The following is a 23656-nucleotide window of genomic DNA, read 5'->3' as shown; positions in this document are numbered from 1 at the left end:
AGCCATCCAAGAGCCATGACCGCCACCACAAAAAACGCCAAAGCCCAGCCCGCATCTGCCGCCACGCTCGAATCGCAGGATATCTCCGGCGAAGTTCTGCTCGAGAAATACGCCAAAGGTAACGAGCAGAGTGTTGGCGACGTGCGCGCTCGTGTCGCCCGTGCGCTGGCCTCCATCGAGGTCGAAGAAAAGCGCGCCCATTGGGAAGCCAAATTCCTCGAAGCCCAGGAGCGGGGCTTCGTGCCCGCCGGCCGTATCAACTCCGCCGCCGGCACCAACCTCGCCGCGACCCTGATCAACTGCTTCGTGCAGCCGGTCGGCGACTCGATCACCGAATCCGTGGATGGCCGTTGCGGCATCTACACCGCCCTCGCCCAGTCCGCCGAGACCATGCGTCGCGGTGGCGGCGTCGGCTACGACTTCTCCTCCATCCGCCCGAAGGGCGCGATGGTGCGCGGCACCCAGTCCAACGCCTCCGGCCCCGTCTCCTACATGCGTGTGTTCGACCGCTCCTGCGAGACCGTCGAATCCGCCGGCTCCCGCCGCGGCGCCCAGATGGGCGTGCTGCGCTGTGACCACCCGGACATCGAGGAATTCATCCACGCCAAGGACCACGGCGACCTGACCAACTTCAACGTATCCATCGCCGTGACCGACCTGTTCATGCAGGCCGTGGAAAACGACGGTGACGTGGAGCTGGCCCACAAGGCCGAGCCGTCCAGCGACATCAAGGCCGCCGGCGGCTACAAGCGCGAAGATGGCCTGTGGGTGTACCGCAAGGTGCGCGCCCGCGACCTGTGGGACCAGGTCATGCGCTCCACCTACGATCACGCGGAGCCGGGCATCCTGTTCCTCGATCGCATGAACAAGGACAACAACCTTTACTACTGCGAGACCATCGAGGCCACCAATCCCTGCGCCGAACAGCCGCTGCCGTCCTACGGCTGCTGCTGCCTGGGCTCGATCAACCTGACCCTGTACGTGAAGGACGCCTTCAGCGACAAGGCCAGCTTCGACTTCGCCGGCTTCGCCAAGACCGTCGAAACGTCCATCCGCATGCTCGACAACGTGCTTGAGGCAACCCACTGGCCGCTGGAGCAACAGCACGCCGAAGCCCAGTCCAAGCGCCGCGTCGGCCTCGGCTTCACCGGCCTCGGCAACGCGCTGGCCATGCTGCGCCTGCGCTACGACACCGACGCCGCCCGCGAGATGGCCACCAAGATCTCCGAGTTCATGCGCGACCAGGCCTACCTGGCCTCCGTCGATCTGGCCAAGGAGCGTGGCGCCTTCCCGCTGTTCAACGCCGACATGTACCTGTCCGGCGGCAACTTCGCGTCCCGCCTGCCCAACGAGGTGAAGGACAAGATCCGCAAGCACGGCCTGCGCAACTCCCACCTGCTGTCCATCGCCCCCACCGGCACGATCAGCCTGGCCTTCGCCGACAATGCCTCCAACGGCATCGAGCCGCCGTTCTCCTACACCTACACCCGCAAGAAGCGGATGGCCGACGGCACCTTCAAGGAATACGCGGTCGAGGATTACGCATGGCGCCTGTACAAGCACCAGGGCGGTGACGTCTCCAAGCTGCCCGAGTACTTCGTGACCGCGCTGGAAATCTCCGCCAAGGCCCACAAGGACATGGTCGCGGCCGTTGCCCCGTACATCGACACCTCCATCTCCAAGACGGTGAACGTCCCCGAGGACTACCCCTACGCGGAGTTCGAGAACCTCTACCTGGAAGCCTGGAAGTCCGGCCTGAAGGGCCTGGCCACCTACCGGCCCAACAGCGTGCTGGGCTCCGTGCTGTCCGTTACGCCGAGCACCGAGCAGAAGCAGCCCCACGACCTGGAAATCTCCGACGACACCAACCGCCGCCTGTCCATCAAGAACCTGCCGGCACCGGTGCTCTCGTCCCTGCGCTGGCCGGGCCGCCCGGACCTGCCGGATGGCAACTCCGCCTGGACCTACATGCTCAACACCCCGCAGGGCAATTTCGCGCTGTTCGTGGGCCACATGGATCCGGTCGAGGACAGCCCCGCCAAGGGTGCCTTCCCGTTCGAAGTGTGGGTCAACGGTGCCGACCAGCCCCGTGGCCTGGGTGCCGTCGCCAAGACCCTGTCGATGGACATGCGCGCCAACGACCGTGGCTGGCTCAAGCTCAAGCTCGAAACCCTGGCCAAGACCGTCGGCGAAAAGTCCTTTGAAATGCGCTTCCCGCCCCATGGCGAGCAGAAGCTGATGCCAGGCGTCGTGTCCGCCTTCGCCCAGGTTGTCCGCTACCGCTGCGAAAAGCTGGAAGCCCTCGACGGTGACCTGCCGACCCCGGTGCTCGACAGCGTGTTCTCCCTGCAGGAGCCCAAGACCGGCACCGACGGCACCCTGTCCTGGACTGTCGACATCCAGAACCCGGCCACCGGTGAAGACTTCGTGCTCGGCCTGAAGGAAATCACCCTGCCGGACGGCGTGACCCGCCCCTACTCCATGTGGCTGTCGGGCAACTACCCGCGCGCCCTGGACGGCCTGTCCCGCATCCTGTCCCTCGACATGCGCGTGATGGACCCGGCCTGGATCGGCATGAAGCTGCGCAAGCTGATCGACTACCCGGAACCCCTGGGCGACTTCATGGCCTTCGTGCCCGGCACCCGCCGTCAGCAAAACTGGCCGTCCACCGTGGCCTACCTGGCTGCGCTGATCATCCACCGCTACGCAATGCTGGGCGTGCTCGACGAAGCAGGCTACCCGACCCGCGAAATGGGCATCCTCGAGTCCCCGCGCGACGACAACGAGCCCAAGCTGATGCAGGGTGCGCTGTGCAACGAGTGCGGCAACCACTCGGTGATCCGCAAGGACGGCTGCGACTTCTGCACCGCCTGCGGCGCGGTAGGGACCTGCGGCTAAGCTGTGCGTCACACCATGATTTGAAAGTCCGCATCGAAGCAGACTCATTCAGCGGAACTTCCTGACCCAGGAAGTTCCGCTTTTTTTGGTGGGCAAAGGGGCTCATTCACATCTCTGATGAACGCCCAACAGACCACAGGCAATAATCGATGCCCGACGTAAGCTTGGGAGAACAAGGCATCATGAAACCGATACTGTTGATAGCGTTCGTCACGACCTGCACCTTGCTCAGCGGCTGCATCATCGCAGACCCCTATCATGGAGGCCCCGGCCGGGAGGGGCGCGGTGGCTACGGGCACCCGCATGGTGACCACCGGGATGATGACGGCGGACGCTACGGGAATGACCATGGGCGTGACCATGACGACGGCCGCGATCGCGATAGAGACCGTGAGCGGGATTACCGTCGAGACTGAACGCCGGCTCCGTCCCCAGGAAGGAGTGGCTTCGACAACGGACACGAGACGTCCGAACCTCCTGCGTCAACGCAGTGGATTTCGAAACGTTAAGACATTGGGGCAAACGGCCTCTTACGCAAGGGAGTTAAACGCATGAACAAGATTATCGCGGGTTTCATGGCTGGTCTGTTTTCTGTTGGCATGGCTTACGCTGAAGCTCCCGCTCAACCGGCCGCCGGAGCCGCGGCAGCACCCACCGCCTCGGACTGTGAAGCCAAGGCCGTAAGCAAGGCTGGCAAGCCCCTCGCCGGCGCAGCCAAAGCTGCATTCATGAAGAAATGCGAGGGTGGCGCGACGACGGCCAAAGCGCCTTCATCCTGTGCGGACAAGGCAGTCGGCAAGAACGGGAAGCCCCTGGCTGGCGCGGCCAAAACCGCATTCATGAAGAAATGCGAAGCTGACGCCAAGTAAGCCGGCAGTCTCTTAACAACGGGGCGCCGGCATCAAGCCGGCCTCCGCAAGGCCCATCTCCCTGGGGATGGGCCTTTGTCATGTCATCAGTCGGTCGCAGTGGCCGGCCTCATCGCCACGCCACCTTCCTGCGCCTCCCTGGCATGCACCAGCCGATACAGCAGCGGCAGCACCAGCAAGGTCAACGCAGTCGAAGACAGGATGCCGCCGATGACCACCGTGGCGAGGGGACGCTGGACTTCCGCGCCGGTTCCGGTGGCGAGGGCCATGGGGATGAAGCCCAGCGACGCCACCAGAGCCGTCATCAATACCGGACGCAAGCGGGTCAGCGCGCCGTCGTGGATCGCCTCGTCCAGCGAACGCCCTTCCTCGCGCAGGTTGCGGATGAAGGCGATCATCACCAAACCGTTGAGCACCGCCACGCCGGACAGGGCGATGAAGCCGACGCCCGCCGAGATGGACAGCGGAATGTCGCGCAGCCATAGCGCAGCGATTCCGCCCGTCAGTGCGAAGGGAATGCCGGAGAACACCAGCAGGCCATCCTTCACGTTGCCGAACATCGCGAACAACAGGATGAACACCAGCAGCAGCGCCACGGGCACCACGATCTTCAGGCGCTGGGATGCCGACTCCAGCTGCTCGAAGGTGCCGCCCCAGGCCGTCCAGTAGCCCACCGGGACCGGCACCTCGCCCAGCCGCACCTGCGCCTCGCTGACGAAGGTGCCTATGTCGCGTCCACGCACGTTGGCGCTGACCACCACACGGCGCTTGCCGTTCTCCCGGCTGACCTGGTTGGGGCCCGGTGCCAGATCGAGGCTCGCCACCTCGCCGAGCGGGATGTAGCTCGTCCGCCCTTCTCCGCTCCCGCGTGGCAGCGCGATGGGCAGACGCCTGAGCGCTTCCGGATCGGAGCGCAGTGCCTCCGGCAGGCGCACGACGATGTCGAAGCGGCGATCGCCCTCGAACACGGTGCCCGCCTCCTGGCCGCCGATCGCCGTGGACACCGCGTCCTGCACGTCGCCGACGTTGAGGCCGTAGCGCGCCGTCTTGTCCCGGTCGATGTTGACGGTCAGCACCGGCAGGCCGGTCGTCTGCTCCACCTTCACCTCGGACGCGCCGGGGATCTTCTCCAGCAGCGCGGCGATCTTCCCCGCGGTCTCGTTCAGCACCGCCATGTCGTCGCCGAAGACCTTGATGGCCACGTCGCTGCGCACGCCGGAGATCAGCTCGTTGAAGCGCAGCTGGATCGGCTGGGAGAACTCGTAGGCGTTGCCCGGCATCCCGTCGGCGACCTTCTGGATCTCCGCCAGCAGCGCCTCGCGGCTCCGCCTCGGCTCGGGCCACTGGGATTCCGGCTTGAGCATGATGTAGCCGTCGGAGATGTTGGGCGGCATCGGATCGGAGGCGATCTCGGCCGTGCCGGTGCGGGCAAAGACCCGCTCGATCTCCGGAAACTCGGCCTTCAACCGGGTTTCCAGCCGCTGCTGCATCTCGACGGATTGGGACAGGCTGGTGCCGGGAATGCGCAGAGCCTGGATCGCAAAGTCGCCTTCGTTGAGGCTGGGCACGAACTCGCTGCCCATGCGCGTGGTGAGCAGACCGGACAGCACGATCGCCACCGCCGTCACCGTCAGCACCACCGGCTTGTTCGCCATCACCAGCGTCAGCACCGGCTCGTAAGCCCGCCGTGCGGCGCGCATCAACCCGTTCTCCTTCTCGGCCACCTTGTCGCCGATGAACAGCGCCACGGCCGCCGGGATGAAGGTCACGGACAAGATCATCGCGCCGATCAGCGCCGTGACCACCGTGAAAGCCATTGGATGGAACATCTTTCCCTCGACGCCGGCGAGGGCGAAGATCGGCAGATAGACGACCATGATGATCAGCTGGCCGAAGAGCAGCGCCCGCCGCGCCTCCTTCGAAGCCGCGAAAACCTCATGAAAGCGCTCCGTCCGGCTCAGTGGCCGGCCGTGGCGTGCCTGCGCGTGGGCCAACCGCCGCACGCAGTTCTCGACGATGACCACGGCGCCGTCGATGATGATCCCGAAGTCGAGGGCGCCGAGGCTCATCAGGTTGGCGCTGACCCGGTAGCCGACCATCCCCGAGAAGGTGAACAGCATCGACAACGGGATGACCATCGCGGTGATCAGCGCCGCGCGGATGTTGCCGAGGAACAGGAACAGGATGACGATCACCAGGATCGCCCCTTCGAGCAGGTTCTTCTTCACCGTCTCGATGGCCTTGTCCACCAGCACCGTGCGGTCATAAACCGTCACCGCATGGATGCCCGGCGGCAGGTTGCGGTTGATCTCCGCCATCTTCTGGTCCACCGCGCGGGAGACGGCCCGGCTGTTCTCGCCTATCAGCATAAACACCGTGCCGAGCACCACCTCGCGGCCATTGTCGGTTGCCGCGCCGGTACGCAGCTCGCGGCCGATGCCCACCTCGGCCACATCGCGGATGCGGATCGGCACGCCCTGCACATTGCCGAGGATCACGTTGCGGATGTCCTCCGGCGTACGCAGCTGGCCCGGCGCACGCACCAGGTACTGCTCGCCACGCTTCTCGATGTAGCCGGCGCCGGCATTGCCGTTGTTGCGGTCGAGTGCCGTGACCAGATCCTGCAGCGTGAGCCCATAGGAGGCGAGCTTCTCGGGGCTCGGCGCCACCTGGTACTCCTTCGCGAAACCGCCGATGGAGTTGATCTCGGTCACGCCCGCCACGTGGCGCAACTGCGGCTTGATGATCCAGTCCTGGATCTCGCGCAGGTCGGTCGGCGTGTAGGCCGTGCCGTCCAGCTTGCGAGCGCCCTCCCCGGCCTCCACGGTCCACAGGTAGATCTCTCCCAGCCCCGTCGAGATCGGCCCCATGGCCGGCGTGATGCCCGCCGGCAGTTTCTCCCTGGCTTCCTGGATACGCTGATTGACGAGCTGCCGCGCGAAGTGGATGTCGGTCCCGTCCTTGAAGATGACCGTCAGCTGCGACAAGCCATAGCGGGACAGGGAGCGGGTCTGCTCCAGGCCGGGCAGGCCGGCCATCACGGTCTCCACCGGGTAGGTCACCCGCTGTTCGACCTCCAGCGGCGAATAGCCCGGTGCCGCGGTGTTGACCTGGACCTGCACGTTGGTGATGTCCGACACCGCGTCGATGGGCAGGCGCTGGTAGTTGTAGAGGCCCAGCGCAGCCATGCCCAGCACGGCCAGCAGAACCAGCCAGCGGTGCTCGATGGCGAGGCGGATGATGCGTTCAAACATGGCGTCCTCCTCCCGTCAGTGCGCGTGCTCGGCGCTGCCCTTGCCGAGCTCCGCCTTCAGCACGAAACTGCCCGACGCCGCGTAGGCGGTGCCGGCCTTGAGCCCATCCACCACCTCCACCCGCCTGCCGTCGGCGCGGCCGAGCTTCACCGGCTGGGCGCTGAAGCCGTCCTTCACCCGCACGAACACCACCGGCTTGTCTTCCATGCTCTGCACCGCGTCGGCGAGCACGCTCACCGCCACCTCGGTTTCGCCCGACACCACATCCACATTGACGAACAGCCCCGGGCGCCAGGCCATCTTCGGGTTGGCCAGCGTCACCCGCGCCTTGGCGGTGCGCGTGTCCTGTCCGAGCAGCGCGCCCACGTAGGAAATCCGGCCCTCGGCGCTGGAATCGAAGGCCGTCGCCCGCACGACCACCTTCTCGCCGACCCGCACGATGTCCAGATCCTTCGCCGGCACGACGATCTCGGCCCACACCGATGACAGGTCCGACAGGGTGAAGATGCTGGCGTCCTCCTTCACCGCCTCGCCGAGCGCGATGTGTTTCTCCACCACGATCCCGTCGAAGGGCGCGCGGATCTCGTAGCGGTTGAGGCTGCCCGCACCCGCCGCGCTGGCGCCGAGCGCCACCAGCTTCTGCTGGGCGTTGGCCACGGCAATCTCTGCCTCGCGCAAGGCTTGCTGCGCAGCGAGGTAATCCTGCTCGGCCGAGATCTTCTCCTGCCACAACTGCTTCTCGCGGGTGTAGGTGGACTTGGCGAGGGCCAGGCGCCGCTGGGCGGCCAGCAACTCGCTGCGCAGCTCCGACAGCCCGGTGCTGGCGATCACCGCCAGCACCTGCCCGCGTTTGACGGCCTGGCCCAGATTGGCGGGCACGCTTTCCACCACGCCGGCCAGCCTGGGCACCACGTGGGCGGTGCGATCCTCGTTGAAACGGATCTCGCCGGGCAGCTGGTTGCTGCTGCGGATGCGTGCTGGCGCGGCCTTGTCGATGCCGATGCCGGCCGACTGGATCTGTGCATCGCTCAGCGCAATCGTCTCGTCGTGGGCTTCGCCTTCGGCGTCGGTCTTCCCGGCGTGATGTTCGGCGTCGCCGTGCGCACCGGCATCCGCGTGGGCGTCACCGCTGCGGCTGCCGTGATGCTCCTTGTCGTCGTGGCCATGGGCTTCGGTGTGGGCAGCCACCGCGGCGGATTCGCCGGCCGGTTCTGCCGGGGCCGTGCCGAGAATCCAGCCACCTGCGGCGATACCGCCGATGACAATGGCGGCGATGGCGACGGCCTGCTTGCGGTTGAGTCTGGGTGTGGTCGATTTGAGGGAATTCTTCATGAAGGGCTCCTACGGACGGTCGGCCATCACGGACGACGGCGAAGTGATGGCGCCCAGCACGCGCTCCAGATCGGCGGCGGTGCGGTGGGCATCGGAGAGACTCTTGAGGTACTGGGCGCGAGCCTGGAAGAAGGTGCGCTGGGCATCGAGCACTTCGAGGAAGCTGAACTTCCCGAGCTCGAAGCCCTTGCTGGCCGCGTCGTAGGCGCTGCGGGCGCCGGGGAGGATCTCCTGCTGGAGCGTCCGGACGTCGGCCAGCAACGCCTTCAAACGCTCCTGGTTCTGGCTGGCGTCGGCACCCAGGCGCAATTCGGCGGCGCGCAGCTCGTCCCGCGCCTTGTCGGCCCGCCGCAACGCCTCAAGCAGCGTGCCCTGGTTGCGGTCGAACAGCGGGAACGGGACCGAGAAGCCGACGATGGCCTGGTTGCGCCCCAGCTCCTCCGCCCGCTTGGCGCCCACGCTCACCGTCACATCGGGAAGGCGGCGGGCCTTCTCCAGCTCGGCCTGGGCGGTGAAGCGCGCCACCTCATGGCGCCAGCGGAGCAGCGCTGGCGCCGCCTCGAGACGGCGGGCCAGCGCGTCGTCGGAGAGCAGCCCCGGCAATGCGTCGGTACGCCCTTCCGCCAGGCTGAAGCGTGCTTGAGCGCTGCCCCAGGTGGCGGCCAGGCGCTTGCGCGCGACAGCCAGGTCGGCGCGCGCCTGGTTCAGCTCGATCCGCGCAGCGGCCTCGGCAACCCGCGCCCGGGTCTCCTCCACCGGCGAGACCTTACCGGCCGCCACGCGCCGCCCCGCGGCCAAGGTGGCGCGCCCGGCCAGCGCAAGCAGGTCATCGGCCTGCTGGACGCGCTCCTGGGCCACCAGCACATCGAAGAACGCGCCAACCACCGTCGCGCGGGTTTCGAGACGCCGGGCGGCAAGGTCGGCGGTCGCCACATCCCGACCGCGCTCGGCGGTGGCGACGCGCGCGGCGCGCTTGCCGCCCAGCTCCAGCCTCTGCCCAAGCTGGACGGTGGTGCTGCGGGTCGCGCGGTTCTGGGTATCCTCGATGCTCGTCGAGATCTCGGGGTTGGGTAGCAGCCCCGCCTGGATCACCGCACCCTCGACGGCGCGCAGCTCGTTCGTGGCGGCCGACAGTTCGGGATTGGCGGACAGGGCGAGGCCGAGCGCCGCGTCGAGGCTCAAAGGCCCGGTCGGCTCGGCAGGGTTAGCCATGGCAGCTGCGGGAGCGACCGCTGTGCCGGCTTCGGCCCGCGCAGCGCCTGCCGTCACGGCAAGGGCGCATAGCAGCGCGAGCGCAATGCTTGATTGGGATTGCATCCGATTCTCCAGTGATGAAAGACACGTGGGGGAATCGGCGGGACGTCATCCAGCAGGGCCGGACGAACGCGCGGCTAGCGCCGCAGGGGATGCGCAGCTAAAGAAGATCCGCTCCCGCCGATCAGGCGGAAGCAGTCCAGTTGGGGCGTTCGGGCAGCTCGCCGGGCGGCGAGGTGAGGAAGTGCGGCGGGCAAGGCAGTCTCACGACCCCCGCAGCAGCCGGAGCGGCGTCAAGCAGACCGGTCAGCGCCGACGCGCAGCCCGCATGGCAGAAAGCACAGTCCTCGTCGATGGCGGATGGCAGCTTCTTCGTGTCCTTGGCCCCGGCGTCGCCGTGATGCTCATGCTGATGATGGCCGAAGTGCTGCGACGGCGCCGACTCATGCTGGCAATAGGCGGCCGCCACCGACCAGGTGAACTGGAGCGGCAGGAAAACCAGCAGGAAGACGGCGAGCCAGCGACGCATGGGGGCGAATGGTAGCAGAGAGGGCGCCCGACATGAGGAACAAACACGCTCTGCGCGCCGGAATGCCGTTGAAGTACATCCCGATCGATATGTCGGCGGGCTCTCCTTCACATCGATCATGACGAAACTCACGCCAGATCACGCGCTCACCGGATGCCCGTGATAGGCAGCACAGTTCAAGGTGTGCCAGATGGATAGACTGCGTCCCATCCTGAATCCCGCCGGTATGTCCGCGATGCGCTTCTCCTCCGTCAGCAAGCTCTGCTCCGTCCTGGCCCTGTCCGCCCTGTCCCTGGTCACCCAGCAAGCCAACGCCAGCCTGATCACGATGGATACGCGCTATTCGACCAGTTCCGCACTGCCGACCGCCGACGACTATCGCACCACCATCGACCAGTTGGCCGCCTCGGCCCCCACCGCGGGCTACGGCAGCACCACGCTCGCGTCCTTCGACGGCGTGTCGAATCAAAGCGTGTTCGGTGGCTCGAACAGCAACATCGCCTTCCGCTACGACGTCATCTTCAGCTCGGCGGACAGCGGTGCGTGGAATTTCCGCATTGGCCCCGACTTCGGCAACGGCGGCGCCGTCTTCCTCGACGGCACGCTGATGGGCTTCAAGACCAACGACATGTGGTGGAGCGGCTCCTATGCGTTGACCACCCAGGATTTCGAGTTCCTCGCCAGCCTGACTACCGGCAACCATCTGCTGCAGATCTACGGCCTCGAGAACTGCTGCGACGGCAGCCAGCAAGCCCAGTTCCTGACGCCTGGCGGCACGGCTTACACGTCCTTCAGCAGCACCGACGGCCACAACCCGAATGCCGTACCGGAGCCGGGCAGCCTGCCGCTGATCATGGGTGCCGGCCTGGCCCTCGCCGGCTGGCAGCGTCGCTTCCGGCAGCAGCAAGCCTCCAAATAAGCCGATGCGCCCAACGGGGCGCAAGGCTTCGTGATCCAACGCAAGAGAGCCCGCATTTGACGGGCTCTCTTGCCGTTTACGGGTGCCAACGGCAGGCGCTCATGCGGACGCCAGCAGCGTGCCCTCCGCCGGATTGGCCGCCAGCAACGCGGCGATCTCCCGCGTCACCTGCATCACCGTCCGGGTGGCGAGCGTCAGCTCCCCGTGGGGCGACATGGCCAGCGCCAGGTAACGGGGCACTTCCGGCTCCACCAGCTTGGCTGCCTGCAGGCGGCAGTGCTTCATGGCTGCGGCAATCGCGTAAGGCCCGAGCAGCGCATAGGCGCTGCCATCCGCGGCGATCTGGGTCTGCAGGCTGAGGCTGTCCGCCTCGGCGACCACGTTCAGGCTCACGCCGTGCTGGGCGCTCAACTGGTCGAACTGGTCGCGCCAGCTGTTGGGCCGGCAAAACATCACCAGCGGCAAGCCATCCAGCGCCGAGAAGGCCACCGTCGGCCCCGCCGTCAAGGCGTCGCCGGCCGCGCTGACCAGGTAGGTCGGCGCTTCCGACAGGTAGATGTCGCCGTTCCTGGCCAGCGGACTGTGGCGGAACAGGATCGCCAGATCCACATTGCCGTTCTCAAGCCAGGTTTCGAGCTGGGCGCCCTGCCCCTCGCGCACGCTCAGCTGGATCAGCGGATAGCGTTCCCGCAAGCGGTAATACAGCGTGCTGACCAGCGGGTGCGCGGTGGACGGCAGGATGCCGATGCGCACCGTGCCAATCGGCTTGCCGGCGGTGGTACGGATGTCGTTGGAGAGCTGCTCGGTGCTGGTCACCCAGGTGCGCACCTTGGGCAGGATGCGCTGCCCCAGTTCGGTCAGCACCACGCCCCGGCCGGTGCGCTGGAACAGGCGTCCGCCGCATTCGTCTTCAAGCTCGCCGATCTGCCGGCTCACATGGGGCTGGCTGGTCCGGTAGGCCACCGCCACCTTGCTCAGGCTGCCCAGCTCCACCGCGTCGAGAAACAGCTTCCACGCCGAATAGTCCATTTCCGACCTCGCCAAGATCCATGTCTGATCAGTATAGCTGAAATACAAGAATTGCCTCTTCCGGCATATCAGACCCCTTCCTATACTGCAGCCATGCTCGATGACCGACACGGCAAGAGCTGAACAAGTCGTTGAATAAACTGCGTTTAATGGCCTAAAAGCGGCATCCCGAAAATGCCTTCCGGATTCCCCCGGAGCACTCGGGCTGCGGCCAGCGCAGGCGATCGACGACCACTCCACCTACCAAAGAGGAAATACATCATGACCCTGGATCTTCGTGGCCTCGTTCCCGCCCCCGTCACCCCCTTCACCCGCGACGGCGCCGTCGATCACGACGCCATCCAGCGCCTCGGCTCCTGGCTCGGCGGCATCGACGGCGTCAAGGGCCTGGTGGTGCTCGGCCATGCCGGCGAAGGCACCTTCCTGTCCCAGGACGAACAGGCGGCAGTCATCGAGAGCTTCGTGAAGTCCACCGACGGCCGCCTGCCGGTGATCGCCGGCATCACGCTGGAAGGCACCGCCGTCGCCGCCGAGGAAGCCAAGCGTGCCGTCAAGGCCGGGGCTGCCGCCGGCCTGGTCTACCCGTCCCACGGCTGGCTGCGCTTCGGCTACCAGAACGGCGCGCCGCAGGACCGTTACCGCGCCATCTACGAAGAGAGCGGCCTGCCGCTGATCCTTTTCCAGTACCCGGACGCCACCAAGGCCACCTACGACCTGCAGACCCTGCTGGACATCTCCGCCCAGCCCGGCGTCTTCGCGATGAAGAACGGCGTGCGCAACATGCGCCGCTGGGACGTGGAGATCCCCATTATCCGCCGCGAACGCCCCGAACTGCAGATCCTCACCTGCCACGACGAGTACCTGCTGCACACCATGTTCGACGTGGATGGCGCGCTGGTCGGCTACGGCAACATCGCGCCGGAACTGCTGATCGAACTGATCAAGGCCGGCAAGGCCAAGGACTACCCGAAGGCCCGCGCGATCCACGACCAGCTGCTGCCGGTGACCCGCAACGTCTATCACCGCGGCTCCCACATGGAAGGCACCGTCGCGCTGAAGCACGCGCTGGTCGCCCGCGGCATCCTGGACCACGCCACCGTGCGCTCCCCGCTGCTGCCGCTGGCCGAAGGCGCCGACGTGGAGATCGCCAACGCGATGCGCGCCGCCGGCATCGTGCGCTGATCCCACCGGGGATCTCAGGCGACGCAGGCCGGCGTCGCCGGGCAGTCGGCAGAGCCGGCCGACTGCCCATCAGGCTGGAGTGTTACCGTAGCCGCCCTCTGGGGATTCGATCCCCCGGGGGCGCGCACCGAGCACCTATATAAGAAAGAGACTGGAGACAAAATGGACACCAAAGTGGCCGCTTTGGGGGCGGACATCGCCCCTCCGGCGGAACAGCACCTGGCCGCCAATCAGCAAGGGCGCGCGGCGCAACTGCTCTTCCGCATCGAGAACGTGCCCTTCTGCCGCTGGCACACCAAGGCCCGCGTCATCATGGGCAGCGCGACCTTCTTCGACGCCTTCGACGCGCTCTCGCTGGCCTTTGTGATGCCGGTGCTGGTCGGCCTGTGGCATCTCGGCCCGACCGAGATCGGAGTGCTGATCGCCGCCGGCTACCTCGGGCAGGTCATCGGCGCGCTGCTGTTCGGCTGGCTCGCCGAGCGCCGCGGCCGCGTGCCGAGCGCCACCCTGGCGGTCGGCATCATGTCGGTGATGAGCGTCGCCAGCGCCTTCACCGGCAACTTCCAGATGCTCTTCATGGCCCGCTTCGTCCAGGGCATCGGTGTCGGTGGCGAGGTGCCGGTCGCCGCGGCCTACATCAACGAGCTGTCCCAGGCCCACGGGCGCGGCCGCTTCTTCATCCTCTACGAGCTGATCTTTCCGCTGGGCCTCCTCGGCGCCGCGCAGATCGGCGCCTTCGTCGTGCCGCGCTTCGGCTGGGAATACATGTTCCTGATCGGCGGCATTCCCGGCATCCTGATCGCCACGCTGATCCTGCGCCTGTCCGAATCGCCGCGCTGGCTGATCGCCAAGGGCCGCCTCGACGAGGCCGAGCGCATCATCGAACAGCTGGAAGCCGCCACCACCAAGCGGAACCTCGACCCGGCACACGACCGCATCGAAGTCGACGCCCGCCTGGCCAGCCTGCAGGCCGGCTTGCAGAACCCGCGCAAGGCCTCGTGGAAGGAACTCTTCTCGCCGATCTATCGCGGCCGCACGCTGATCGTGTGGGTGTTGTGGGCCAGCAGCTACTTCGTCGCCAACGGCATCAACAACTGGCTGCCCAGCCTCTACAAGACGGTCTATCACCTGCCGCTGCAGGAATCCCTGCACATGGCCTCCATCTCCAACGTGCTGAGCACCTGCGCCGTGCTGGCCTGCGCCTTCCTGATCGACCGGGTCGGCCGCCGCCGCTGGGCGATGGGCTGCTTCGTGCTGAGCGGCGCGCTGCTGGCCACGCTGGGCATCCTGGGCGCCGACGATCCCCGCTCGGTGATGCTGCTGGCCTCCTCGGCCTACGCGGTGATGGGCACCACGACGGTGATGCTCTACCTCTACACCCCCGAGATCTACCCGACCCGCATGCGTGCCATCGGTACCGGCCTCGCCACCTCGTGGCTACGCGCCGCCTCCGCCGCGGCACCGGCCATCGTCGGCGTGGTGCTGAGTGGACAAGGGGTTGCCGCGGTCTTCCTGATGTTCGCCCTCACCACCATCGTCGGCCTGATCGCCGCCACCCGCATGATTGAAACCACCAATCGTGCGCTGGAGGAAATCTCTCCCTAAGCCTCCGGGGAAGCACCACATCGACATCGCGATACATGCGGCCCGCAAGGGCTGCAGGGACGGTATCGCCCTGGAAAAGACACAGGATTGGATTGGGGACACCATGCAATTCACAACATTCATCGACAGACGCACCCGCGCGATGCTCGCCGCCGGCCTCTGCGGCGGCTGCCTGCCGCTTGCCGCGCTGGCCGACGACGACGCCCAGGAACTGGAACTCAAGGCCCACGGCGTTTACTGGGCCGACAAGGGCCTGGCCTACCCGACCGCCAAAACGCCCAAGCCGCAACCCGCCGCCTACGAACAGAGCGCGCTGGGGCTGGAACTCAACTACCGCTCGCCCTACTTCCTGGGCGGCGTGGCCGGTTTCGACGCGTCGGTTTATAGCGTCAACCGGCTCGGCGACAGCGGCGTGCCGACGACCCAGCTGGTCGAAGTGGGCAACAACGGCCGCCTGGAAAACGGCTACCAATCCCTCGGCCAGGCGCTGCTCAAGCTCCGGCTCGGCGACAAGGCCGTCGTCAGGCTCGGCCGCCAGTTCCAGGACAGCCTGCTGCTGAAGAGCACCACCAACCGCGCGGTGCCCGACACCTATTCCGGCGTCAGTGCCATGCTGCGGCCAGCCGACGGAGTGAAACTCTTTGGCGCCGTGTATGACCAGTACCGCAGCCGTACCACCGGCGAGTTCGTACATTTCAGGACCGAGGCGAGCGGCCGCAATGGCATCGACTACATCGCCGTCCTCGGCGGCAATTACGTGCACGGGCCGCTGGAGCTGACCGCCGAGTACCTGAACGCCAAATCCTATCTGGCCAAGAGCGCGCTGATCGCCGCCTACACGATTCCGCTCGGCACCGACCGGCTGAGGCTGTCCGGCGGCTATCTCACATCCCGCGACGCCGGCTCCCTGTTCGTCTGCGGCGCCGAAAAGGACATGGACTGCGCCGGCAGCGGGCGCATCTCCAACCGGGGCAGCGGCGCCTACGTGGAAGTGGCATGGACGATCCGCGACTTCACCGTCGGCGGCGCTCTGACCAAGATCAGCGGCTTCTGGATAGAAGACAACTACGCCGTCGATGCGGACCGGACCGGGGCGCTGACCCAGGACCCGGGCACCAATCCCTTCCCGACCCAGGCCGTCGTCGGCCCGGACTTCACGAACCGGGACGAGACCGCCGCCCAGATCCGCGTCGCCTACGACTGGAAAGCCCTGGTCCCTGGCCTGAAAACCGCCTACCGCTACGTCCGCGGCACCGGCGCCCGCAGCAGCAACCTGGTCAACAACGTGGATGGCCGGGAGCAGTACCGGGAGCTGGATGCCCGCTACGAACTGCCCTTCGTGAAGAACGTCAGCCTGCGCTACATGTTCATGACCTACGACTCCCAGGCCGACGGGCGCACCACGAGCCAGACCCTCAACGGGCTGACCCGCCAGGACTGGCGCCAGCACCGCTTCTACATCGATTACAGCTACCGCTTCTGAAGCGGCGGCACGCAGCGAATCCCTGTGCAGTAGCTTGCCTCCCCGCCCGTCGGCGGGGAGTTTTTTTGCGCGGTGGACGCTGCCGGGAAAATTCTCCCTTCGCCAAGGAGCCCGCCGCCGGCACCATGTGCCGTGGGCGACGTTCCGGGTGAAGCCTCACTGGCCCTGCGGATACCACAGCACCGCCTGGCGCTGGCCGTCCTTCGTCGAGCTGCCCGCCGCCACCGCCCGCCCGCAGCCATCGATAGCCACCGAAGCGCCCCGCTCGTCACCGGCCGTTCCCCACTGCCAGGCGCGCAGCACCGCACCGTCATTGCGTACCTTCAGCAGGAATAGATCACTCGCTCCCGCCGGCGCCTTGCCGCCGATGAAGGAGCCCGTCGTCTCGCCGAACAGGAACAAATTGCCCTGGCTGTCGAGCTTCGCGTCGCTGAGCCACTCGGCGCCGCTGGTCCCGAGTTGGGCGCTGGTGATCACCGAGCCGTCCAGCGGATTGATGCGCGCCACGAAGACGTCCGTATTGCCGATGCTGACGCCGCCGCGGAAGGAGCCCATCACGGTACCAAGCATCAGCACGCTGCCGTCGGACAGAGGCTTCAGGAAGGCCACGTTGTCGACGCCGGACGTCGTGTAGCGCGCCGTCCATACCGTCGTTCCGTTGCCGTCCAGCTTGCGCACGAAGGCGCCACGATTGCTGCCGCTGGTCACCACCCCGCCGATGAAGACGGAACCATCCGGCGCGACGGCCAGACTCGACGCGTAGTCCTGCTCCTCGCTGTTCGAACGGTGACTCCATACCGTCGCAATCGACGAGGCGTCGCCGGGCCGGCCGGCCCGCAACCGGTAAGCGGAGGAGTCGGCCCAGGCGGCCACGTAATTGGTGGGAATGTAATCGTCGTTGTAGCCGCCGATGTAGAGATCGCTGTCGGACGTGGCCACCAGGCGCCGCGGATGCTGCGGGAACTCATCTCCGAACTGGGTCAGCCCCCAATCGCCCGACGGACGGTTGGCATCGGTGCTGGCCACGAAGGCGTCGAACTGGCCCCGGTTAGCCGTCCCGGCGAGAACGCCCGTGGTACGTCCCACCGCAAACAGGGTGCCCGATGCGGTCAGTGCCAACGCCTCCACCACGTCCGCACCCGGCGAATCGAAGCGCGAGCCGCTGTCGAACTGCAGATCGCCGGTATTCGACAGCATGCGGACCATGCCGCGGGCGTTGCCGGCCGGCTCCAGCGAGGTCTGGCCGACCACACCGCGGTCGTAGCCGGCGAGCCAGATCCGGTTACTGCCATCGACCAGCACATCGTTCCATTCGCTGGCGCCGGCGTCCGCCGGATGCAGCGTCGCCTCGGCAGGCAGCGCGACGCAGACCTGAGGGGGCCCGCCTGGCGGTGTCGCAGCACCACCGCCTCCGCCACCACAGGCGTTCAAAAGGGAGAGAAGCGCGACGGCCAGGGCCGTGCGGTGGAGTTTCATTCTTGAGTGGACCAATTTGACCCTTTCTTGCGAGCTGGGGGAAATCACTAGGCACGAAGTATTCGGCGGCGGAAGCCATACGGTCTATGACCCACTTAACACCGACGGCATACCCACAAAACACGCAGGGATATGCAAAAAGAGCATTGCCGGCAGTCCGCATCCGGCGGATTTTTACAAGTCCTTTATCCCGCAGCGCCCCCTTTTTCGAAGCTTTTGATACCGCCTTCCCTAGCATGACGGTGTCGATTCCTTCGATCCGAAAGGGGAAATCATGGATCTCATCTATCTCGCCGCCATCGCCGCCTTCCTGGCCTTGATGGTCGGCATGGCGGTCGGCTGCGACCGCCTGGGAGGCCGCAAATGAACGGCCTTTACATCGTCGGCGGCCTCGTCGCCATCGCACTGCTCATCTATCTCGTGGCCGCGCTGCTCAAACCGGAGGACTTCTCATGACCTCCCATGCCTGGCTCCTGCTGGGGACCTTCCTGGCCATCCTGCTGCTGACAGCCAAACCCCTCGGCATCTATGTCGCGAACGCGATGGAGGGCCGCCTGCGCGCCGTCCGCCCCCTCGAAAACCTCGTCTACCGCCTGTGCGGCATCCGTGCCGACGAGGAAACCGGCTGGCTGCGCTATGCGCTGGCCCTCCTCATCTTCAATGCGCTGGGCGTCGTCGCCGTGTATGGGCTGCAACGCCTGCAGGCCGTGCTGCCGCTGAACCCGCAACAGATGGCGGCCGTAGCCCCCGATTCCGCCTTCAACACCGCGGTGAGCTTCGTCACCAATACCAACTGGCAGGGCTACGGCGGCGAATCGACGATGGGCTACCTGGTCCAGATGCTCGGCCTGGGCGTGCAGAACTTCCTGTCCGCGGCCACCGGCATCGCCGTCGTCTTTGCGCTGATCCGCGGCATCGCCCGCCACAGCGCCGCCACCGTGGGCAACGCGTGGGTCGACCTGACCCGCGCCACGGTCTGGGTGCTGCTGCCGTTATCCGTGTTGATGGCGCTGTTCCTGGCCGGCCAGGGCGTGATCCAGAACTTCTCGCCCTACCAGGACGTGACGACGGTAGAAACGACCCACTACGACGCGCCCCGCCTCGATTCGTCCGGCCAGCCCTTGAAGGACGACAAGGGCAACGCGCTGACCGACCCCGCCGAGACCCGCGTGCAGACCCTGCCGATGGGGCCGGTCGCGTCCCAGGAAGCGATCAAGATGCTCGGCACCAACGGCGGCGGCTTCTTCAACGCCAACTCGGCCCACCCCTACGAGAACCCCACGCCGCTGACCGACTTCGTGCAGATGCTGGCGATCTTCCTGATTCCAGCGGCGCTGTGCGTCAGTTTCGGTCGGCTGGTCGGCGACAGCCGCCAGGGCTGGGCCGTGCTTGCCGCGATGACGCTGATGTTCGTGCTGGCCGCCTGGGCCGCCATGAGCTTCGAGCAACAAGGCAATCCGCAGCTCGCCGCCCTCGGCGTCGACCAGTCGACCAGCGCGCAGCAGGCCGGCGGCAACATGGAAGGCAAGGAGACCCGCTTCGGCATCGCCGACTCAGCCCTCTTTGCCACCATCACCACCGCCGCCAGTTGCGGCGCGGTGAATGCCATGCACGACTCCTTCACGCCTCTCGGCGGGCTGGTTCCGCTGGTCAACATGCAGCTTGGCGAGGTGGTCTTCGGCGGTGTCGGCACGGGGCTCTACGGCATGCTGGTGTTCGCCATCCTGGCCGTCTTCATCGCCGGCCTGATGATCGGCCGCACGCCGGAATACCTAGGCAAGAAGATCGAGGCCTACGAGATGAAGATGAGTTCCATCGCCATTCTCGTCACGCCCCTCCTCGTCCTGCTCGGCACCGCGCTGGCGGTGATGGCGGAAGCCGGCCGCGCCGGCATCGCCAACCCCGGCGCCCACGGTTTTTCGGAAATCCTCTACGCGCTGACCTCCGCCGCCAACAACAACGGCAGCGCCTTTGCCGGGCTGTCCGCCAACACGCCCTTCTACAACGTGCTGCTGGCCGTTGCCATGTGGTTCGGCCGCTTTGGCGTGATCGTGCCGGTGCTGGCGATGGCCGGCTCGCTGGCGGCCAAGAAGCGCATCCCCACCGGCGCCGGCACCATGCCGACCCACGGCCCGCTGTTCGTCACCCTGCTGATCGGCACCGTGCTGCTGGTCGGCCTGCTCAACTACGTGCCGGCGCTGGCGCTCGGCCCCGTCGTCGAGCACCTGATGCTGTGGCTCGGCGCCTGAGCCAAGGAGAAGACCACCATGAGCAAGAAGACCTTCACCCTGTTCGACCCCGCCCTGGCCCTGCCTGCCGTCGGCGAAGCCTTCCGCAAACTCAACCCGGCCGTGCAGTGGCGCAACCCGGTGATGTTCGTGGTGTACGTCGGCAGCATCCTGACCACCCTGCTCGCCGCCCAGGCCCTCACCGGCGACGGCGAGGCGCCCGCCGGCTTCATCGTCGCAGTGGCCCTGTGGCTGTGGTTCACCGTGCTGTTCGCCAACTTTGCCGAAGCGCTGGCCGAAGGCCGCAGCAAGGCCCAGGCCGCGTCCCTGCGCGGGCTCAAGAAGGAGACCTGGGCCAAGAAGCTGCTCGAACCCCATTACGGCGGCAAGTGGCAGCTCGTCCAGGGCACCGACCTGCGCAAGGGCGACGTGGTCGTCGTCGAGGCCGGCGGCCTGGGCCATTCGGTGATTCCCGCCGATGGCGAGGTGATCGAGGGCGTCGCCTCGGTGGACGAATCGGCCATCACCGGCGAATCCGCGCCGGTGATCCGCGAATCCGGCGGCGACTTCTCGGCCGTAACAGGCGGCACCCGGGTGCTCTCCGACTGGATCGTGATGCGGGTGACCGCCAACCCCGGCGAAACCTTCGTGGACCGCATGATCGCGATGGTCGAGGGCGCCAAGCGCCAGAAAACTCCCAACGAGATCGCCCTGACCATCCTGCTGGTGGCGCTGACCATCGTCTTCCTCGGCGTCACGGTGACGCTGCTGCCCTTCTCCCTGTTCAGCGTGGACGTGTCCGGTGCCGGCCGCCCGGTCGGCATCACGGTCCTCGTCGCCCTGCTGGTGTGCCTGATCCCGACCACCATCGCCGGCCTGCTATCGGCCATCGGCGTGGCCGGCATGAGCCGCATGATGCAGGCCAACGTGATCGCCACCTCCGGCCGGGCGGTGGAGGCCGCCGGCGACGTGGACGTGCTGTTGATGGACAAGACCGGCACGATCACCCTCGGCAACCGCCAGGCCTCCGCCTTCCTGCCCGCCGAGGGCGTCAGCGAGGCCGAACTGGCGGACGCCGCCCAGCTCGCCTCCCTCGCCGACGAGACGCCGGAGGGGCGCAGCATCGTGGTGCTCGCCAAGCAGAAGTTCAACCTGCGGGAACGGGACATCCACGCCCTCGACGCGCACTTCGTCCATTTCTCGGCGCAGACCCGCATGAGCGGCGTGGACCTGGGCAGCAAGCAGATCCGCAAGGGCGCTGCCGATGCGATCCGCCGCCACGTGGAAGGCCTGGGCGGCCACTTCCCGGCCACCGTCGCCACCCGCGTGGACGAAGTGGCGCGCCGCGGCAGCACGCCGCTGGTGGTGGCCGACGGCAAGCAGGTGCTCGGCGTCATCGAGCTGAAGGACATCGTCAAGGGCGGCATCAAGGAGCGCTTCGCCGAACTGCGCCGGATGGGCATCAAGACCGTGATGGTGACCGGCGACAACCGGGTCACCGCCGCGGCCATCGCCGCCGAAGCCGGCGTCGACGACTTCCTCGCCGAAGCCACGCCGGAAGCCAAGCTGGCCCTGATCCGCCAGTACCAAGCCGAGGGCCGCCTGGTGGCGATGACCGGCGACGGCACCAACGACGCCCCGGCCCTCGCCCAGGCCGACGTGGCCGTGGCCATGAACACCGGCACCCAGGCCGCCAAGGAGGCCGGCAACATGGTCGACCTGGACTCCAACCCGACCAAGCTCATCGAGGTGGTCGAGACCGGCAAACAGATGCTGATGACCCGCGGCTCGCTGACCACCTTCAGCATCGCCAACGACATCGCCAAGTACTTCGCGATCATCCCGGCGGCCTTCGTCGGCACCTACCCGCAGCTGGCCGCCCTCAACGTCATGGGCCTCGCCAGCCCGGCCTCGGCGATCCTGTCGGCGGTGATCTTCAATGCGCTGATCATCGTCTTCCTGATCCCGCTGGCCCTGAAGGGCGTGCCCTACCGCCCCCTCGGCGCCGCCACGCTGCTGCGCCGCAACCTGGCCGTCTATGGCCTCGGCGGCATCCTGGTGCCCTTCGTCGGCATCAAGCTGATCGACGTCCTGCTGGCCGCCAGCGGCCTGGCCTGAACCGGAGAAGAACCATGAAAACCCTGCTGCGCCCCGCCATCAGCCTGTTCGTACTGCTCAGCGCGCTGACCGGCATCGCCTACCCGCTCGCGGTGACTGGTATCGCCCACCTCGCCTTTCCCGACCAGGCCGCCGGCAGCCTGATCCTGCAGGACGGCAAACCGGTCGGCTCACGCCTGATCGGCCAGAACTTCAGCGATCCGGCGCACTTCTGGGGCCGCCCGTCGGCCACCGCCCCGCAGCCCTACAACGCCGGTGCATCGTCAGGCTCCAACCTGGGCCCCTTGAACCCCGCACTGACCGACGCGGTGAAGGCCCGCATCGCCACGCTGCGGGCCGCCGATCCGGCCAACCACGCCCCGATCCCGGCCGACCTGGTCACCGCCTCGGCCAGCGGCCTCGACCCCCACATCAGCCCAGCTGCCGCCACGTGGCAGGCAAGCCGCGTCGCCCGGGCCCGCGGACTGCCTGAAGCGGAAGTGACGAAGCTCATCGACGCCCACACAGCGGGCCGCCAATGGGGCGTGTTCGGCGCACCCCGCGTGAATGTGCTGGAACTCAACCTCGCGCTCGACGCGCTCAAGCACTGACAGAAAGCCTCGACCATGTCCCTGCAAGCCAGAACACGTATTGCCACCGCCGCCGCGCTCTTCATCGCGACCTGCCCGCTCGCCGCCCACGCTGAACCGGACGCAGCCACAAGCACCGCAGCGCCGCTCACCGCCAACATCGGGCTCGTCTCCAGCTACCGTTTCCGCGGCCTCGATCAAACCTTCGGACGCCCGGCGGTCCAGGGCGGCTTCGACTACGCCCACCCATCCGGCTTCTACGCCGGCAACTGGAACTCCAACGTCAGCAGCGGCGCCGGCTATCCCGAAGGCAGCCTCGAGATGGATTTCTACGGCGGCTACAAGACCACCCTCGGCGACTTCGGCGTGGACGTGGGCGGCCTGTATTACTACTACCCCGGCTCGCGCCTCGACCATGCCTTCGCCGGCGTGAACCAACGGCATCCCAGCAGCACAGCCAACGGCAACGTAGACAACGGAGAGGTCTACGTTGCCGGCAGCTGGCAGTTCCTTACGCTGAAGTACTCCCACACGCTCACCGATTATTTCGCCATGCCCGGCACCCGTGGCACGGGCTACCTGGACCTGTCGGCGTCCCATGACCTGGGCGGGGGCTACACGCTCGGCGCCCACGTCGGGCGCCTCTTCATGCGCGGCTTCGCTTACACAAACACAGACGGCTCGCACTATGACGGCGGTTACACCGACTGGCGGCTCGGCATCACCAAGGATCTCGCCGGCTGGATTGTCGGCGCCGCTTATGTGGGCACCACTGCCGAGGGGCGCTGCGGCAACGGCGAGTTCTATTGCTTCAGCAGCAGCCTGGCCAGCGACGGCTCCGCCAGCGGTTCGCGCAGCCGCGATGCCGGCCGCGGCATCGGGGTGCTGTCCGTGACCCGCAGCTTCTGAAC

17 protein-coding genes are annotated in these 23656 nt (G+C 66.9%); 11 read left to right on the top strand and 6 right to left on the bottom strand.

The genetic code is table 11. The annotated features are described in order from the left end of the window. Positions 1 to 15: 15 nt before the first annotated feature. Complete coding sequence (locus AC1PQG_RS09770; protein ID WP_481122370.1) at positions 16 to 2898, top strand: adenosylcobalamin-dependent ribonucleoside-diphosphate reductase; 2883 nt, start codon at positions 16 to 18, stop codon at positions 2896 to 2898. A gap of 551 nt (positions 2899 to 3449) precedes the next feature. Next, on the top strand, positions 3450 to 3767 hold the full coding sequence (locus tag AC1PQG_RS09765) for a hypothetical protein (RefSeq protein ID WP_481122369.1): 318 nt from the start codon (positions 3450 to 3452) through the stop codon (positions 3765 to 3767). Between the two features lie 86 nt (positions 3768 to 3853). Here the strand turns inward: AC1PQG_RS09765 and AC1PQG_RS09760 are convergent, their stop codons facing one another. From AC1PQG_RS09760 to czcI, 4 genes are all read right to left on the bottom strand, one after another. Beyond that, positions 3854 to 7021, bottom strand: a complete 3168-nt coding sequence (locus AC1PQG_RS09760; protein WP_481122368.1) for a CusA/CzcA family heavy metal efflux RND transporter — start codon at positions 7019 to 7021, stop codon at positions 3854 to 3856. Between the two features lie 15 nt (positions 7022 to 7036). Continuing rightward, positions 7037 to 8353 carry an efflux RND transporter periplasmic adaptor subunit gene (locus AC1PQG_RS09755; RefSeq protein WP_481122367.1) on the bottom strand — a complete coding sequence of 439 codons (1317 nt, stop codon included), beginning with the start codon at positions 8351 to 8353 and terminating at the stop codon, positions 7037 to 7039. A 9-nt stretch (positions 8354 to 8362) separates the two neighbouring features. Beyond that, a complete protein-coding gene (locus AC1PQG_RS09750) occupies positions 8363 to 9670 on the bottom strand; it encodes a TolC family protein (RefSeq protein WP_481122366.1) in 1308 nt (435 codons plus the stop codon). A gap of 121 nt (positions 9671 to 9791) precedes the next feature. Beyond that, on the bottom strand, positions 9792 to 10136 hold the full coding sequence (czcI, locus tag AC1PQG_RS09745) for a cation efflux protein, CzcI family (RefSeq protein WP_481122365.1): 345 nt from the start codon (positions 10134 to 10136) through the stop codon (positions 9792 to 9794). Positions 10137 to 10326: 190 nt separating this feature from the next. Here czcI and AC1PQG_RS09740 point away from each other — a divergent pair, with 190 nt between their 5' ends. Then, positions 10327 to 11055: a CCXG family PEP-CTERM protein gene (locus AC1PQG_RS09740; RefSeq protein ID WP_481122364.1), complete on the top strand. Its 729-nt coding sequence runs from the start codon at positions 10327 to 10329 to the stop codon at positions 11053 to 11055. A 99-nt stretch (positions 11056 to 11154) separates the two neighbouring features. Here the strand turns inward: AC1PQG_RS09740 and AC1PQG_RS09735 are convergent, their stop codons facing one another. After that, a complete protein-coding gene (locus AC1PQG_RS09735; protein WP_481122363.1) occupies positions 11155 to 12084 on the bottom strand; it encodes a LysR substrate-binding domain-containing protein in 930 nt (309 codons plus the stop codon). Positions 12085 to 12345: 261 nt separating this feature from the next. Between AC1PQG_RS09735 and AC1PQG_RS09730 the strand changes: the two genes are divergently transcribed. From AC1PQG_RS09730 to AC1PQG_RS09720, 3 genes are all read left to right on the top strand, one after another. Beyond that, on the top strand, positions 12346 to 13266 hold the full coding sequence (locus AC1PQG_RS09730) for a dihydrodipicolinate synthase family protein (protein WP_481122362.1): 921 nt from the start codon (positions 12346 to 12348) through the stop codon (positions 13264 to 13266). 162 nt (positions 13267 to 13428) lie between these two features. Next, positions 13429 to 14871, top strand: a complete 1443-nt coding sequence (locus AC1PQG_RS09725) for an MFS transporter (RefSeq protein ID WP_481122361.1) — start codon at positions 13429 to 13431, stop codon at positions 14869 to 14871. Positions 14872 to 14974: 103 nt separating this feature from the next. Continuing rightward, entirely contained in the window at positions 14975 to 16354 is a 1380-nt protein-coding gene (locus tag AC1PQG_RS09720) for an OprD family outer membrane porin (protein ID WP_481122360.1), read from the top strand. Positions 16355 to 16510: 156 nt separating this feature from the next. On the opposite strand, the gene AC1PQG_RS09715 is transcribed toward AC1PQG_RS09720, so the two are convergent. Beyond that, positions 16511 to 17830 (bottom strand): hypothetical protein, encoded by a 1320-nt coding sequence (locus AC1PQG_RS09715; protein ID WP_481122359.1) that lies wholly within the window; start codon positions 17828 to 17830, stop codon positions 16511 to 16513. Positions 17831 to 18193: 363 nt separating this feature from the next. On the opposite strand from AC1PQG_RS09715, the gene kdpF reads away from it, so the two are divergent. From kdpF to AC1PQG_RS09690, 5 genes are read left to right on the top strand one after another with little or no spacing between them, the layout of a single operon-like run. Then, the gene (gene kdpF, locus AC1PQG_RS09710; RefSeq protein WP_481122358.1) at positions 18194 to 18286 is read left to right on the top strand and encodes a K(+)-transporting ATPase subunit F; all 93 of its coding nucleotides are present in this window, start codon (positions 18194 to 18196) and stop codon (positions 18284 to 18286) included. Further along, positions 18283 to 20079 (top strand): potassium-transporting ATPase subunit KdpA, encoded by a 1797-nt coding sequence (gene kdpA / locus AC1PQG_RS09705; RefSeq protein ID WP_481122357.1) that lies wholly within the window; start codon positions 18283 to 18285, stop codon positions 20077 to 20079. The genes kdpF and kdpA overlap by 4 nt, the downstream gene beginning before the upstream one ends. Positions 20080 to 20097: 18 nt before the next feature. Further along, positions 20098 to 22176, top strand: a complete 2079-nt coding sequence (kdpB, locus tag AC1PQG_RS09700; RefSeq protein WP_481122356.1) for a potassium-transporting ATPase subunit KdpB — start codon at positions 20098 to 20100, stop codon at positions 22174 to 22176. A 14-nt stretch (positions 22177 to 22190) separates the two neighbouring features. Further along, positions 22191 to 22766: a potassium-transporting ATPase subunit KdpC gene (gene kdpC / locus AC1PQG_RS09695; RefSeq protein WP_481122355.1), complete on the top strand. Its 576-nt coding sequence runs from the start codon at positions 22191 to 22193 to the stop codon at positions 22764 to 22766. A gap of 15 nt (positions 22767 to 22781) precedes the next feature. Next, entirely contained in the window at positions 22782 to 23654 is an 873-nt protein-coding gene (locus AC1PQG_RS09690) for a TorF family putative porin (RefSeq protein ID WP_481122354.1), read from the top strand. Positions 23655 to 23656 lie beyond the last annotated feature (2 nt).

The organism is Zoogloea sp. GDB6, assembly GCF_056724105.1.
The sequence above is the reverse complement of the archived record's forward strand: the minus strand, read 5'-3'. Positions and strand labels throughout refer to the sequence as shown.

Bases quoted from the DNA above. Each gene is read 5' to 3' on its own strand.
- AC1PQG_RS09770 (WP_481122370.1), top strand. From the start codon at position 16: ATGACCGCCACCACAAAAAACGCCAAAGCCCAGCCCGCATCTGCCGCC.
- AC1PQG_RS09765 (WP_481122369.1), top strand. From the start codon at position 3,450: ATGAACAAGATTATCGCGGGTTTCATGGCTGGTCTGTTTTCTGTTGGC.
- AC1PQG_RS09760 (WP_481122368.1), bottom strand. From the start codon at position 7,021: ATGTTTGAACGCATCATCCGCCTCGCCATCGAGCACCGCTGGCTGGTT.
- AC1PQG_RS09755 (WP_481122367.1), bottom strand. From the start codon at position 8,353: ATGAAGAATTCCCTCAAATCGACCACACCCAGACTCAACCGCAAGCAG.
- AC1PQG_RS09750 (WP_481122366.1), bottom strand. From the start codon at position 9,670: ATGCAATCCCAATCAAGCATTGCGCTCGCGCTGCTATGCGCCCTTGCC.
- czcI (WP_481122365.1), bottom strand. From the start codon at position 10,136: ATGCGTCGCTGGCTCGCCGTCTTCCTGCTGGTTTTCCTGCCGCTCCAG.
- AC1PQG_RS09740 (WP_481122364.1), top strand. From the start codon at position 10,327: ATGGATAGACTGCGTCCCATCCTGAATCCCGCCGGTATGTCCGCGATG.
- AC1PQG_RS09735 (WP_481122363.1), bottom strand. From the start codon at position 12,084: ATGGACTATTCGGCGTGGAAGCTGTTTCTCGACGCGGTGGAGCTGGGC.
- AC1PQG_RS09730 (WP_481122362.1), top strand. From the start codon at position 12,346: ATGACCCTGGATCTTCGTGGCCTCGTTCCCGCCCCCGTCACCCCCTTC.
- AC1PQG_RS09725 (WP_481122361.1), top strand. From the start codon at position 13,429: ATGGACACCAAAGTGGCCGCTTTGGGGGCGGACATCGCCCCTCCGGCG.
- AC1PQG_RS09720 (WP_481122360.1), top strand. From the start codon at position 14,975: ATGCAATTCACAACATTCATCGACAGACGCACCCGCGCGATGCTCGCC.
- AC1PQG_RS09715 (WP_481122359.1), bottom strand. From the start codon at position 17,830: ATGAAACTCCACCGCACGGCCCTGGCCGTCGCGCTTCTCTCCCTTTTG.
- kdpF (WP_481122358.1), top strand. From the start codon at position 18,194: ATGAACGGCCTTTACATCGTCGGCGGCCTCGTCGCCATCGCACTGCTC.
- kdpA (WP_481122357.1), top strand. From the start codon at position 18,283: ATGACCTCCCATGCCTGGCTCCTGCTGGGGACCTTCCTGGCCATCCTG.
- kdpB (WP_481122356.1), top strand. From the start codon at position 20,098: ATGAGCAAGAAGACCTTCACCCTGTTCGACCCCGCCCTGGCCCTGCCT.
- kdpC (WP_481122355.1), top strand. From the start codon at position 22,191: ATGAAAACCCTGCTGCGCCCCGCCATCAGCCTGTTCGTACTGCTCAGC.
- AC1PQG_RS09690 (WP_481122354.1), top strand. From the start codon at position 22,782: ATGTCCCTGCAAGCCAGAACACGTATTGCCACCGCCGCCGCGCTCTTC.